At 47.7% G+C, this 13,785-nt stretch carries 9 protein-coding genes; 5 read left to right on the top strand and 4 right to left on the bottom strand.

The features are described 5' to 3' along the window. Positions 1–25: 25 nt before the first annotated feature. A complete protein-coding gene (locus tag L3Q72_RS04690; RefSeq protein WP_275131512.1) occupies positions 26–1,720 on the bottom strand; it encodes an FAD-dependent oxidoreductase in 1,695 nt (564 codons plus the stop codon). A gap of 301 nt (positions 1,721–2,021) precedes the next feature. Between L3Q72_RS04690 and L3Q72_RS04685 the strand changes: the two genes are divergently transcribed. The 4 genes from L3Q72_RS04685 to L3Q72_RS04670 all read left to right on the top strand — a co-directional run bounded on the left by L3Q72_RS04685 (position 2,022) and on the right by L3Q72_RS04670 (position 8,201). Continuing rightward, positions 2,022–2,765, top strand: coding sequence for a YciK family oxidoreductase (locus L3Q72_RS04685; protein ID WP_275131511.1), 744 nt, complete (start codon positions 2,022–2,024; stop codon positions 2,763–2,765). A 78-nt stretch (positions 2,766–2,843) separates the two neighbouring features. Further along, a complete protein-coding gene (imuA, locus tag L3Q72_RS04680) occupies positions 2,844–3,527 on the top strand; it encodes a translesion DNA synthesis-associated protein ImuA (RefSeq protein WP_275131510.1) in 684 nt (227 codons plus the stop codon). Then, positions 3,527–4,918: a DNA polymerase Y family protein gene (locus L3Q72_RS04675; protein ID WP_275132067.1), complete on the top strand. Its 1,392-nt coding sequence runs from the start codon at positions 3,527–3,529 to the stop codon at positions 4,916–4,918. The genes imuA and L3Q72_RS04675 overlap by 1 nt, the downstream gene beginning before the upstream one ends. Before the next feature lie 184 nt (positions 4,919–5,102). After that, positions 5,103–8,201 (top strand): error-prone DNA polymerase, encoded by a 3,099-nt coding sequence (locus L3Q72_RS04670; protein WP_275131509.1) that lies wholly within the window; start codon positions 5,103–5,105, stop codon positions 8,199–8,201. A 147-nt stretch (positions 8,202–8,348) separates the two neighbouring features. Here the strand turns inward: L3Q72_RS04670 and L3Q72_RS04665 are convergent, their stop codons facing one another. Together L3Q72_RS04665 and L3Q72_RS04660 are read right to left on the bottom strand one after the other, a co-directional pair. Next, complete coding sequence (locus tag L3Q72_RS04665; RefSeq protein ID WP_275131508.1) at positions 8,349–9,296, bottom strand: chemotaxis protein CheV; 948 nt, start codon at positions 9,294–9,296, stop codon at positions 8,349–8,351. Between the two features lie 170 nt (positions 9,297–9,466). Further along, entirely contained in the window at positions 9,467–10,681 is a 1,215-nt protein-coding gene (locus L3Q72_RS04660) for an ROK family protein (RefSeq protein WP_275131507.1), read from the bottom strand. Positions 10,682–10,922: 241 nt separating this feature from the next. On the opposite strand from L3Q72_RS04660, the gene pyk reads away from it, so the two are divergent. Beyond that, on the top strand, positions 10,923–12,368 hold the full coding sequence (gene pyk / locus L3Q72_RS04655; protein WP_275131506.1) for a pyruvate kinase: 1,446 nt from the start codon (positions 10,923–10,925) through the stop codon (positions 12,366–12,368). A gap of 145 nt (positions 12,369–12,513) precedes the next feature. Here pyk and L3Q72_RS04650 read toward each other — a convergent pair whose 3' ends face one another. Further along, positions 12,514–13,656 carry a patatin-like phospholipase family protein gene (locus L3Q72_RS04650; RefSeq protein WP_275131505.1) on the bottom strand — a complete coding sequence of 381 codons (1,143 nt, stop codon included), beginning with the start codon at positions 13,654–13,656 and terminating at the stop codon, positions 12,514–12,516. Positions 13,657–13,785: the final 129 nt, after the last annotated feature.

Genomic DNA, 13,785 nt, shown 5'->3' with positions numbered 1-13,785 from the left:
TTCTATACGTTTCTAAGAAGTAGCGTTACTTCTCTCTTGGATAAGGCCAGGCCATGATACCGCCTTCCATCACTTTAACGTTCTTCCAGCCATTGGCCTGAAGGACAAGTGAAGCCTCATAACCGCGCAGCGAAATCTTACAGAAACAGATAATCTCTCTGTCTTTATCTTGCGGCAGTTCATCCAGGCGTTTTCTTAAAGCACCAAGCGGGATTAGAGTCTCGCCGATACCAAGGCGCATCATTTCAAACTCATCCGGGCCACGAGCATCAAGGAAGAACGGCTTCTCAGCATTAGGATCATCCAGTTTCGCTTTAACCTCACGAACCGAAATGCCCTTCAGACGGCCTTTCAGCTTGTTCTGCATCAGGTGAGCAGTGGCAATAAAGTGGTCAATAGCCAGTGAGAAAGGTGGCGCATAAGGCATATCCAGATTAATCAGGTTTTCAACGGTGAAACCTGCATTCAGAGCCATAGTTGCCGTTGCAATCTGCTTGCTGACATCACCAGGACCTACCGACTGATAGCCCAGTACTTTCTGGGTTTTCTTATCAACAACCATTTTGCTTACCAGAAGGTTCGCGCCCATAAATCCAGGCTTATCCGGGCTGGCATTAACGACAGTTTCAATCTCATATCCCTGCTTCAGTGCAGCTTCTTCAGAAAGGCCGGTAGAACCTGCTGAGAAATCAAACACCTTACAGATACCAGTCTGCAATACACCAGGGAAAGTAACGCTATTGCCCATAATGATATTTTCACCGGCAACACGTCCCTGAAGGTTTGCCAGGTCTCCCATTGGCGCATGAACTTTCTTGCCGGTAATCATGCTTACCGACTCAACACAGTCACCCGCAGCGTAGATGTTTGGATCGGAAGTCTGCATAAACTCATCAACCACAATACCGCCGGTCTCACCGATCTCAAGACCCGCTTCTTTTGCCAGTTCTGAGTTCGGGCGAACACCGATAGCGACAACAGCCAGTTCACACGGCAGCTCAGTGCCATTTGCCAGCTTAACTCCGGTCAGTTTGCCCTCTTCACCAAGGAATGCCGCAACACCATTGTCTGTCATCACGTTAGCGCCTTTCGCCTTAACGTGGTTTTCAACCAGCTTAGCCATCTTCCAGTCCAGGAAGTTCAGTAGCTGAGGTGCCAGTTCAACAACCGTGATCTCAATACCGGCAAGCTGCAGAGCTTCACAGGTTTCAATACCGATCAGGCCACCACCGATAACAACGGCTTTTTTAATTTCTTTGTCGTCACGGATTTTGCGCAGATAATCAGCATCTTTCATCGACTGAAGGGTTGTGATTCCCTTAAGATCGGTACCCGGAATAGGCGGCACAAATGGTCTTGCACCGGTACACATCATCAGTTTGTCGTATTCGATGCTCTCAACTTCACCCGTCTTCAGATCTTTTACATCCACTTTCTGCTCTTTCGCATCAACAGAAATCACTTCCATTTCTGTTCTGGCGTCAATGCCTTTTGCATTCAGGAAGAATTTAGGGTCACGAACTACGCCAGCCGGAGTACTAATCAAATCATTTCTGTCATCAAATACACCGCCGACATAATACGGATAACCGCACGACGCCATGGAAAGATCTTTATCTTTCTGTAACAGAATGATCTCTGCATTTTCATCTAGCCTTCTAGCCTTTGCTGCAGTCTTCGGACCAGCGGCTGAGCCGCCAATGACAACAATTCTTTTCATATTTCTGATCCCTAAGCTCTTCGCTTTTGAGTTAATTTTTCAACATATATATCAATAAATACTAATATACGACTTGCGTAATGACTTTTCAGTCTTTTTATGTGAAAGATATGTTTTCGCCAATCTGGATAATTATTGGCATATGCCAGATATATTTATAACAAAATAGTGGACTGACCGACAAAGATTTTTATCTGATCTGCCGGGTTCGCTGATTTTATGTATTGTGTTCTTGAACTAAATCAAACTACTGCCAATATAGGCATTAACAGCGATTAAATATGTGAGCAGGAATACGAAAGTGGATTATTCAGTTTCAAAATCAGCACTTAAGAACAAAGTCATTTTAGTCACCGGAGCCGGTGACGGCATCGGAAAACAAGCTGCCCTTAGCTTTGCCGAGTATGGCGCCACCGTTATCTTACTTGGCAGAACCGTTGAAAAGCTTGAAAGAACTTATGATGAAATCGAGGCCAGAGGTTATGCTCAGCCAGCTATTATTCCTCTGGATATGATGGGTGCAACACAGGAGCACTACCTTGGTATGGCCGATACCATTGAACAACAGTTCGGCAAGCTTGACGGTGTTTTACATAATGCCGGTCTGCTTGGTGTTGTCTGTCCTTTTGATCAGATTGAAGAAGAGGATTTTGATGATGTGATGCAGGTAAATGTTAAGGCCCAGTTCCTGATGACTCAGGCTCTGCTGCCTGTACTGCATAAATCAGAAGACGCACGTATTGTTTTCACCTCCTCCACGGTTGGTCACTCGGGCCGTGCTTTCTGGGGAAGCTATGCCATATCCAAATTTGCAACCGAAGGGATGATGCAGGTTCTGGCCGATGAACTAAGTGATACAAAAATCAGGGTAAATGCCATCAACCCCGGCGCAACCCGTACCAAAATGCGCGCCAACGCTTACCCGGCAGAAGACCGCAACCTGTTAAAAACCCCTTTAGATATTATGCCGCTTTACCTCTACCTGATGGCTCCGGAAGGTAAAGAGGTCAATGGGCAGTGTATTGATGCACAGCCAAAGAAATAAGCTATCAGCTTTTCTGCAGATCCTTCTTGATCCTCCTCCTCAATCAAATATACTGTACATATATACAGGTATATTTTTATGAATACAGTTACTCAACTTTTGCAGGACAAGCGCCTTATCTGGCGTGGCTCTGAGCAGAAAACCGCTATTGAAACCCAAACGACCGGATTCCGGCAGATGGACCAAGAGCTTAATGGCGGCTTTCCAAAACATGGTGTGGTAGAGATTACTTCTGATCTTGGTATCGGAGAGCTTCGCCTTCTGACGCCTTATATAAAAGAGAACGGGAAAGATAAACTGACCGTATTTATCAACCCGCCGGCTTATCTGTGCGCGGAATACCTGGCTCATCAGGGACTGGATCTAAGCAGAGTCTTGCTGATTTACCCAGAAAACCACCAAAAGGCCTTATGGGCAGCAGAACAGAGCCTGAAAAGCGGCACATGCGGAAGCGTCACCTTATGGCACCCTTCGCTGGAAGTACATCAGGCCCGCAGGCTGCAGGTCGCCAGTGAGACAGGCCAATGTCTGCATTTCTTTTTCAGAACAGAACCGGAAGAGCAGATAAGCCTGCCTATCTCCCTGAGCCTGCAGCTAAAACCTTCCGCACAAGGGCTTGAGATCTCAGCAAACAAAAGGAAAGGGGGCTGGCTAAGCTCAACCTTTACCCTTGATATGTCTGCCCTATGGCCTCAGTTGACAAAAGCTGCCTACCGTCCCCGGACAACCTCTTTTCCGGAGCAAAAAAGGGACATGGCATGATCCTCTGGCTCTATCTTCATTTTCCAAGGCTGCAACTGGATACCCTGTTTTCAGATATCCGGGAGGTTCCCCTGTGTATTATGGATAAACACACCATAATTCAGGTAAATGACATTGCTGAGAAAGCCGGTATCAAAACAGGAATGGGACTTGGCAGCGCCGCTTCCCTCTGTAACAACCTTCAGGTTCATCCATATAAAGCCGGTGTAGAAGAGAGCAAACTAAAAGAGATCGCACACTGGCTGTATCTGGTTACTTCTGATATCTCTCTTTTCCCGCCGGATGGCTTGCTACTGAAAGTCAGCAATATGCTCACTCTGTACGACGGGCTGGAAAGTTACTGGCGCAGCTTAAAAAAACAGCTGGACGAGCTAAATCTTAACTACCACTATTCAACCGCTTTTTCTCCTCTGGCGGCGCGCTTGCTGGCAAAAGCCGGCGAGCACTGCATTTCAGACAGCCGCAACTGGCTGGAGCAAAAGCTGCTTACCTACCCTGTTCAGGCTACAGAGCTGCCGGGTAAACAGATTGAAAAACTCAACCGGGTTGGTATCCGCCATTTAAAAGATCTGCTCACTATCGATATCTCTGAAGTAGCAAAACGCTTCGATATCGAACTGGTCAATTACACCGGGCGACTTACCGGGCGCTTTAAGCATCCGGTTGATTTCTACTACCCGCCGGAGACCTTCAAACGTTATCTGGAGCTGCTTTATGAGATTGAAAATATCCAGTGGCTTGAAAAGCCTCTTTATAAGCTTTTTGTGCAGCTGGAGTCTTTTCTAAAGCTCAGAGAGCAGGTTGCTTATGAGCTTACTCTCCGGCTTCATTTAAGAGACAAAGCCGATCAGGAGATCATTTTTCACTCGGCCAACGGAGATTATCAGGCGGATAAATGGAATAAGCTAAGCCAGCTGGCACTGGAGTCGGTAAAGCTTGAAGCACCGGTTATCGGCATGACCCTGCTGGCCAGTCAGGTGGACCAACTGCAGCCAGACGGAAAAGATTTCTTTGACGGTCAGACAGGCAACCGCTCTGCTCTGGAGCTTATTTCTCTTTTGCAGGCAAAACTTGGCAAAGAAGCGGTGAAAGGCATCGCCCTCACCGACGATCCCCGTCCGGAAAAAGCGACTCAGCTGTGTGAACCCATGTACGAATCGCAAAACTCACAGGATCGCCGTCCGCTACGCCCCAGCCTTCTGCTACCAAAGCCCGAACCACTGCAGGAGAAAGTCACCATTATGCAAGGACCGGAAAGGCTCTCCACCGGGTGGTGGGATGGTGGCGGAATCATCCGGGATTATTTTATTGCTGTATCACCGGGAGGGCGGTGGGTTTGGGTATTTCGGGATAAGGAAGGCGGGTGGTTTTTGCATGGTTTTTTTAGTTAAAGGGAGGTGTGACGGGCTTCGCCCTATAGGCCCTGGGCCCTAGGAAGGGGGCGCTATTACTCTACAGTAAGAGCCTAAGCATCTGTGTATACACAAGGGTATAAGTTAATACACTACTTACAGCAACAAAGAATCCCAGGGCCCAGGGCCTAGAAACCCAGGGCCTAATAACCCAGGTACAAAAATGAACTACGCCGAACTATTCTGCCAAACCAACTTTTCCTTCCTAACCGGAGCCTCCCATGCGGAGGAGCTGGTGCTGCAGGCGGATTTTCTTCGTTATTCGGCTATTGCCATTACCGACGAATGCTCTGTTGCCGGTGTGGTTAGAGCTCATACCGCCATAAAAGATCACAAACTGAGAATAAAGCTGATGACCGGCAGTATGTTCTGGCTGAATTCTGAATGCCAGATCATACTGCTCTGCCCGGATCGCAGTGCTTATGCAGAGCTTTGCCGGGTGATTACCAATGCCAGAAGAAGAGCCGAAAAAGGCACCTATAACCTCTCTGAGTGGGACCTTATGTCACTAAAACACTGCCTGGTTATCTGGCTTCCGCAGCAAAAACACGCCGATATTCAGTGGGGAGACTGGTTATCCAAGCATCATCAGGACAGGCTGTGGATCGGAGTGCAGCGCCACTTACAGAGCACAGACAAAGCCTTTACCGAATACTGCCAGATGCTCTCTGAACGCTTTCAGCTCCCCGTTACTGCCTGTGGCGGTGTGCTTATGCATTCGGCGACCCGCTTGCCTCTGCAGCATACACTGACCGCTATCCGTTTAAATACAACCGTTACCAAAGCCAAAAAACACCTGATAACCAATACTGAACGCAGCCTCAGACCGAAAGAAAAACTAGGAAAAATATTCCCGGAGCAATGGCTGGCAGAGAGTCATCATATCGCAGGCCTCTGTGAATTCTGTCTGGACGATCTGCAATACGAGTATCCGGCAGAGCTGGTTCCTGAAGGAAATACGCCAATGGCTTATCTCCGGAAACTGGTAGAAAAAGGGAAAAAAATTCGTTTCCCGGAAGGCGTTCCGGCAGATATCGAACAGACCATCAGCAAGGAACTGGAGCTGATTGAAAAACTGAAATACCCCTTCTTCTTTCTGACCATTCACGATCTGGTGATGTTCGCAAAACAGAGAGGCATTCTCTACCAGGGGCGGGGCTCTGCGGCCAACTCTGTGGTTTGTTACTGCCTGGAAATCACCTCAGTAGATCCAAGGCAGATATCCGTACTCTTTGAGCGCTTTATCAGTCTCGAACGGAAAGAGCCGCCGGATATCGACGTTGATTTTGAACATGAGCGACGGGAAGAGGTTATCCAGTATATCTACCAGAAATATGGCCGGGAACGAGCCGCCATTGCCGCAACTGTGATCAGCTACCGCTTTAAAAGTGCCGTCAGGGATGTGGGCAAAGCGCTGGGTATTTCGGAAAACCAGCTGGATTTCTTTATTAAAAACATCAACCACAGAGACCGCTCTGTTGGCTGGCAGGCTCAGATTACCGAACTTGGGCTGAATCCGGACTCCAGCAAAGGTCAGCAGTTTATCGAGTTGGTCAATGACATTCTTGGTTTTCCAAGACACCTCTCCCAGCATGTGGGCGGCTTTGTTATATCAGCAGGCCCGCTGTATGAGCTGGTGCCGGTTGAAAATGCCTCCATGCAGGAGCGAACTGTTATTCAGTGGGACAAGGACGATCTGGAAAGCCTTGGCCTGCTGAAAGTCGATGTGCTGGCGCTTGGCATGTTAAGCGCCATACGTAAATGCTTCTCCCTGATTGAAGAGAATTACGGCCAGAGACTAACCATTGCCGACATTACCCGGAGACAAGATGATCCCAATGTCTACGGCATGATACAAAAAGCCGATACCGTCGGCGTGTTTCAGATCGAATCCCGTGCGCAGATGAGCATGTTGCCGCGCCTCAGACCGGCCAAATATTACGATCTGGTGATCCAGATAGCCATTGTCCGCCCGGGGCCAACTCAGGGCGATATGGTGCATCCATTTTTAAAACGGCGTGACGGCAAGGAAGAAGTCACCTTTCCTTCCGAAGAGGTGAGAGAAGTACTGGACCGGACCATGGGCGTACCGATTTTTCAGGAGCAGGTGATCAAACTCGCAATGGTTGCCGCCGGTTTTACCGGTGGTGAAGCGGATCAACTGCGCCGGGCAATGGCGGCGTGGAAGAAAAACGGCAATATATTTAAATTTAAAGCAAAGCTGATAAACGGCATGCTGGAAAGGGGCTATGAAGCTGAATTTGCAGAGCGTATCTTTGAGCAAATCTGCGGTTTTGGTGAGTACGGTTTTCCGGAAAGTCACTCCGCCTCATTTGCAGTGCTTGCCTACTGCTCTTCCTGGTTGAAGTACTATTATCCAGAGGTCTTCTACACCTCGTTGTTAAACAGTCAGTCAATGGGCTTTTACAGCCCTTCACAACTGATTCAGGATGCCAGAAGACATCAGATTACGGTACTTCCGGTCTGTGTTAATCATTCGGACTATGACCACACTATTGTTCGGCTCTCTTATGAAAACGGTAATAACAATCCACAGAGACAGTTTGCTATCCGGCTGGGGCTAAGACTGGTTAAAGGTTTATCAGCCAAAGGGGCAAGACTGATTATCAGCCTGAGAAGCAAATCCTCGTTTACCAATCTGTCCCAGATAAAAAACAGCGGATTAAACCAGAGCGACATCGAAGCCCTGGCTTCTGCCGATGCCTTTAAATCCTTATCCGGAGACAGATATGCTGCGCGCTGGGATCTGATGGACTCCATTAACGAGCTGCCACTGTTTGAACAGTACCAGCAAGCGCCTTCTCAATATCAGCATCAGGTCAGTGATTACGATACTCTGATTGAAGACTATGCTGCCACAGGCCTGTCCCTGCAAACTCATCCGGTAACCCTGCTGGATCAGGCAGGAGCCCTGGGCCGCTTTACCCGGCAGAAAGATCTGCTGACCCTGCCACATAAATCGCTGGTTACCGTTGTCGGAGTGGTTACCGGCAGGCAATCACCCGCCACCGCCGCCGGGGTAACCTTTTTTACCCTTGAAGATGATACAGGCAACGTCAATGTCGTTGTATGGGCAGGCACAGCCAAGGCACAAAAGCAGGCTTACCTTTCTTCTAAAATACTAAAGGTAAAAGGGATTCTTGAGCATGACGGGAAGGTAACGCATGTGATTGCGGGGAAGCTGATTGACTTAACCGGTAGTCTTGCTGAGCTGGCAAGTAAGTCGCGGGATTTTCATTAAATTAGTCCTGAAATGGTTAGCAGGTGGCATGCAGGTATCGATAAGCAAACCCTCCGTGCCAGGGAAGGCACGGTGGAGCCCCATGGATGGGTTCATGCGTGTTTGTGTTCGATACCTGTATGCCACCTGGTGCGCGGAAGTTCTGAGTTATCTTCCAAGAATCTGGCGCATTCTCTCCTGCACCACATCCACCAGCAAATCAGGCTGGAACTTGGAAATAAAGCGGTTACAACCCACCTTCTGAACCATAGCCTCATTAAAGCTGCCGCTTAGAGAAGTGTTCAGAGTAATAAACAGGTTCTCCATACGGGCATCATTACGGATTTCATAAGTCAGTCTGTAACCATCCATTTCAGGCATCTCGGCATCAGTGATCAGCATCATGATCTCCTGATAGATATCCTTGCCTTCATCAGCCCAGCGTTTCAGCAAATCATGAGCCTGCTTGCCATCGCTACATTCCATAATGTTAAGGCCTAACTGTTCTAAAGTGCCACGAATCTGAGCCCGGGCAGTTGAAGAATCATCGACAATCAATACATTTCTGCCAACCATATGGTCAACCAACTCCTGATCCAGCACCTCTTCAGAAATCGTAATGTCGTAATCAATAATCTGAGCCAGAACCTTTTCTACGTCGATAATCTCAACAATCTCTTTGGCGCCATCAACCTCAACCTGAGTAATCGCGGTCAAAAAGTTAGAACGGCCAGCAGTGCTTGGTGGCGGCTCGATTTCAGTCCATGCGGTATTGACAATATTAAGCACCTGACCAACCAAAAAGCCCTGAACCGAACGGTTATACTCAGTGATGATCAGGTTCTCTTCCGGGCTCTCAATTCTTGCCGGAGGAAAGCCGATTGCCGCTCTTAAATCGATAACAGGAACAGACTCACCACGAAGTGACGCTACACCGGTAACATGGTAATGAGCACCCGGCATCTTAGTCAGAGGCGGAACCTTAAGAACTTCTTTTACTTTGAATACATTAATAGCGAATATCTGACGACTATTAAGTTTAAACAGAAGCAGTTCCAGACGGTTTTCACCAACCAGATTTGTTCTTTGATCGACAGTGCTCAAAACTCCGGACATACCATTTCTCTCTAAATAACTGAAAGCTTGTTACATAATTATACAAATGAATCGTCCCATCATCTTAAATAATTTTATAAGAATAATGCGACTTCACTGAATCATCATTGCAGTATAAACAGTTTTATAAATATCTGAATATTTTTGCCAGATTGTGCGAATAAGCTCAACTAGCCGTCGATAACGCTCATCAGCAACAGGCCATCATACATCGCCTGCTTAATCAAGGCCGCACCCGGCATGGTTGCCTGCTTGTAGAACCGGCTCTCTACCAATTCCAGGTTTTCATAGTAGAAAGGTAATGAGCGCTGTTTAATGCTTGATTCAATCGCCGGATAAAGGACAGATTTCGCCTGGTTCACAACACCACCAATCAGAACGATTTCAGGGTTGAACAGGTTAATCACAATGGAAATGGCGCTGCCAAGATGCTGACCCAGTTTTTCGATGACCTCAACGGCAAGCTTATCCCCTGCCGCAGCGGCAGAACAGATGTTTTCAATGGTGATATTATCCAGAGAAAGGCTGGACGCTTCACCATTTTCAAGCCGCTCGGTCACCTCTTCCCTGATAGCTTTTGAGCTTGCAACCGTATCTAAGCAACCATAGTTACCGCAACTGCAGAGCTTACCATTAGGATCTATCTGAATATGGCCCAACTCACCAATGTTGCCATTGCGTCCCTGAAGAAGGTGCCCATCAAGGATAATCCCCGCCGCAAGACCGTGGTGAATGGAAATCAGAACAGAGTTATCGTTTTTCTGAGAGTTACCAAACAGCTTTTCCGCCAGAGCCCAGGCATGGGTATCGTTAGCCATAAATACCGGCAGACCGGTTGCTTCGTAAATGGCAGGACCAAGAGCCAGGTTCTTCACATTATAGTAAGGCATCTGAAGCACAATACCGGTTGCTTCATTCACTTGTCCCGGAAGAGTTACTGCAATACTGGTCACTCTGTCCAGCTGGTTTGAATAGGTTTGGAAGAATTCATCTATTTCATGCAGAAGACGCGCCAGCAAATCATCCTGATCATCCTCGTGAACATCGATTTTCGTATCGACCAGAACATCACCGCCCAGGTTATGAAGTGCGATAGCAAGATAACCTCGTCCCAGACGCAGGGAAAGGAACTGCCAGCCTTCATTTATTGTCTGCAAACCGACTGCAGGCCGCCCACGACTGGTGGCTTCCTGAACCACAGTTTCGTGGATTAGCTGGGCATCGATAAGCTCACGGGTGATTTTAGTGATACTGGCAGGAGCTAGCTCACTGATTTTGGACAGATCTATCCTGGAAATCGGTCCGTAAGCATCAATCAGTCTGTATACACGGCCTGCATTGATCTGTTTGATATGATCAATATGGCCGGGTTGAGCCATGTACATCTTCTACTCCAAATAGTATTAAGCGATTAATTTTTTTACTTTGCGAACTAATTGTGAAGTCATTTACTGGATTGCCGTGACCCACGTCACGCACAAAAGGAAATTACCGGTTAAAAATCCAATATTTATTCCCGAATAAATATTCCAGCTGCCTACCCCTCAGATTTTTTAATGCAGGATCAACAATTTTTGCGCAATCACATATACTCAAAAATGACTATAAACTACATGGAGTAGCCCCATGGGTAAAAAACTCAGAAGAACAAAAATTGTTACCACGCTTGGTCCGGCAACGGATAAAGATAACGTCCTTGAAGAGATCATAGCAGCTGGTGTAAATGTAGTGAGGATGAACTTCTCCCACGGAAGTGCAGAAGGCCATATCAAACGAACCAAACAAGTCAGAGAGATTGCAGCAAAGCTCAACAAACACGTCGCTATTCTGGGCGACCTTCAGGGTCCAAAAATCCGCGTTTCTACCTTCAAGGACGGAAAAATTCAACTTAATGTCGGCGATAAATTTATCTTAGACAGTGAACTTGGTGCAGGAGAAGGCGATATCGATGCCGTTGGACTGGACTATAAAGAACTTCCTCAGGATGTGGCCAACGGCGATATTCTGCTACTTGATGACGGACGGGTTCAACTAAAAGTCATGTCCGTTGATAAAACTAAAGTTTACACGGAAGTTCTGGTCGGCGGCCCGCTTTCCAACAACAAAGGCATCAACAAGAAAGGCGGAGGCCTGTCTGCTGATGCATTAACAGAAAAAGATAAACAGGATATCAAAACCGCTGCCGAGATGAAGGTGGACTACCTTGCGGTCTCTTTCCCGAGAAATGGCGACGATATGAATTACGCCCGCCGTCTTGCCCGGGACGAAGGTCTTGAGGCCAAACTGGTTGCCAAGGTTGAAAGAGCAGAAACCGTCGCAGACCCGGAAAGCATCGATGATATTATTTTAGCTTCTGATGCCGTTATGGTTGCCCGAGGCGATCTGGGGGTAGAAATCGGTGACCCTGAGCTTGTCGGGGTGCAAAAACAGCTTATCCTGCGAACCAGAAGCCTGAACAGAACTGTAATCACAGCGACTCAAATGATGGAGTCCATGATAACCAGCCCAATGCCAACCCGTGCTGAAGTGATGGACGTTGCAAACGCCGTTCTGGATGGCACAGATGCGGTAATGCTGTCAGGGGAAACCGCCGTCGGCGCTTACCCGCTTGAGACAGTGAAATCCATGGCCGAAGTTTGTATGGGCGCTGAAAAAATGGCCTCGGCCAACAAGTCCAGTCACCGCATGAACCGCAAGTTTGCTTCTTCAGAAGAAACCATCGCTATGTCCACCATGTATGCAGCAAACCATATGGAAGGGGTTAAGGCGATGATTACCCTGACAGAATCAGGACGGACACCTCTGATGATGTCAAGACTCAGCTCAGGTCTGCCTATTTTTGCTCTGTCTAGAAATGAAGGCACCCTAAACCGTGCAGCACTTTACCGAGGCGTAACTCCGGTTTACTTCGACAGTATCGCTGATGCAGGTTTAACCTCTGCGCTTTCAGCGATTCAAACCCTGAAAAAACGTGGCCTGCTTGATCCCGGAGATCAGGTCATTATTACTCAGGGGGATGTGATGGATAGTGTGGGAAGTACTAACTGTATGCGGATTTTGAAAGTGGATTAGTAATTCGCACTAACTAGGGTAGCAGGCAGGTATCGATAAGCAGACCTTCTTTGCCATGGATGGCAAAGCAGAGCTACATGGAAGTATCTATGCGTGTCTGTGTTCGATACCTGCCTGTTACCCGGACAGCGTCAACCAAAGGCAGCTATTTCTCCAGCCAAAGCTGCTTTCGGCTCTCAACATAAGTCTCAATAAACTTATAACCGGCGGTCAGCCCCTGCTCATAATCAAAGAGCAGATCCTCTTTGTTGCTCAGCAGTGCTGATGACCTCAGCGGCTCCTGCGGTGAAATCTGTACGATAAAACAGTCATCCGGCGGGTTATGCAAAAACTCCTGGGTCAGTGAATAAGTCTGGTAATGAACCATTACCAAATCAGCGATACCTGAATCAAACTTATCGCCAAACAGATGACTCAGGCGGAAAACATCCTCACCGCCAAACAGCCACCTTCCGCCATTTAACATATTCAGATGCACCTTATGTATCTTCTTCTCTTTTGACTTGTCTAACTGCTCCTGCCAGAACTCACTCCAGTCCCTTTTCCACTCCTGTAGCTTCTCCTGCCAGTGCAGCTGCAACAAAGCAACGGGCTCTCTTAGAAACTGGTAATCTACACCGGACTCAGAGATAGCCTTTTCTTCTTCGCACAGAGACTCCGTACGTATCACCACAATATTTCTGGCTTCCTGACGCCAGGCTTCCTGAACCGGGATAGCGGCTGATACGCCTCCATCAACATACCGCTCAGACCCCACCTCTACTTCCTTGCCGTAAAGCCCCGGAATGGCGCAGGTGGCGCGCATTATGTCATACCAATTGTGGTCAATGATCGGCAAATAATGATCTCTGAGTTCACCGGCGTGCGTTACCGCAGCAAAGGCGTCTCTGCCGCGTAAAGCACGACGGCCTAAATCCAGATCCAGCTTATAAGGGTAGTCGCATATCCGGTCCAGAGCCCACTCCATATTCAGAGTCTGCTTTCTTCGTATATAGCTATAAAGATGAAAAAACTTATCGTCTGTGGTGAGGTCAAGAATAAAGGAGCGGCCAAGCCCTGACTGGCGGCATAAAAAGGCGCAAAGATTCATGGCACCCGCTGAAGTACCATAAAAAGCATCAAATGGGTCAAAATTAGACAGAATAAAGGAATCAATCACTCCGGAAGTAAAAATGCCTCTCTGTCCGCCACCCTGAGCTACCAGTGCCGTACGGCCTTCCAGATACTTTGCATATCTGGAAACATCCAACAAGGCCTGGGAGCCGCAAATTACGCCCTTATTGGACATAAATCCCCTACCTTACTGATGAACTCCGGCAAAATAACCGCCGGAGTATAGTTGATTTAATACGCGATAGCGATAACACCCATGGCGATAATCAGGCCGAAAGTCACTACCACAATTTTAATTGCAATT

It is taken from the genome of Vibrio sp. JC009 (genome assembly GCF_029016485.1).
GTDB lineage: Bacteria > Pseudomonadota > Gammaproteobacteria > Enterobacterales > Vibrionaceae > Vibrio.
Note: the sequence above shows the minus strand (reverse complement) of the source record. Positions and strands in the feature narration are given on the sequence as shown.

Excerpts from the sequence above, each read along its gene's own strand:
- L3Q72_RS04665 (WP_275131508.1), bottom strand. The coding sequence starts at position 9,296 with ATGTCCGGAGTTTTGAGCACTGTCGATCAAAGAACAAATCTGGTTGGT.
- L3Q72_RS04650 (WP_275131505.1), bottom strand. The coding sequence starts at position 13,656 with ATGTCCAATAAGGGCGTAATTTGCGGCTCCCAGGCCTTGTTGGATGTT.
- L3Q72_RS04660 (WP_275131507.1), bottom strand. The coding sequence starts at position 10,681 with ATGTACATGGCTCAACCCGGCCATATTGATCATATCAAACAGATCAAT.
- L3Q72_RS04670 (WP_275131509.1), top strand. The coding sequence starts at position 5,103 with ATGAACTACGCCGAACTATTCTGCCAAACCAACTTTTCCTTCCTAACC.
- pyk (WP_275131506.1), top strand. The coding sequence starts at position 10,923 with ATGGGTAAAAAACTCAGAAGAACAAAAATTGTTACCACGCTTGGTCCG.
- L3Q72_RS04690 (WP_275131512.1), bottom strand. The coding sequence starts at position 1,720 with ATGAAAAGAATTGTTGTCATTGGCGGCTCAGCCGCTGGTCCGAAGACT.
- imuA (WP_275131510.1), top strand. The coding sequence starts at position 2,844 with ATGAATACAGTTACTCAACTTTTGCAGGACAAGCGCCTTATCTGGCGT.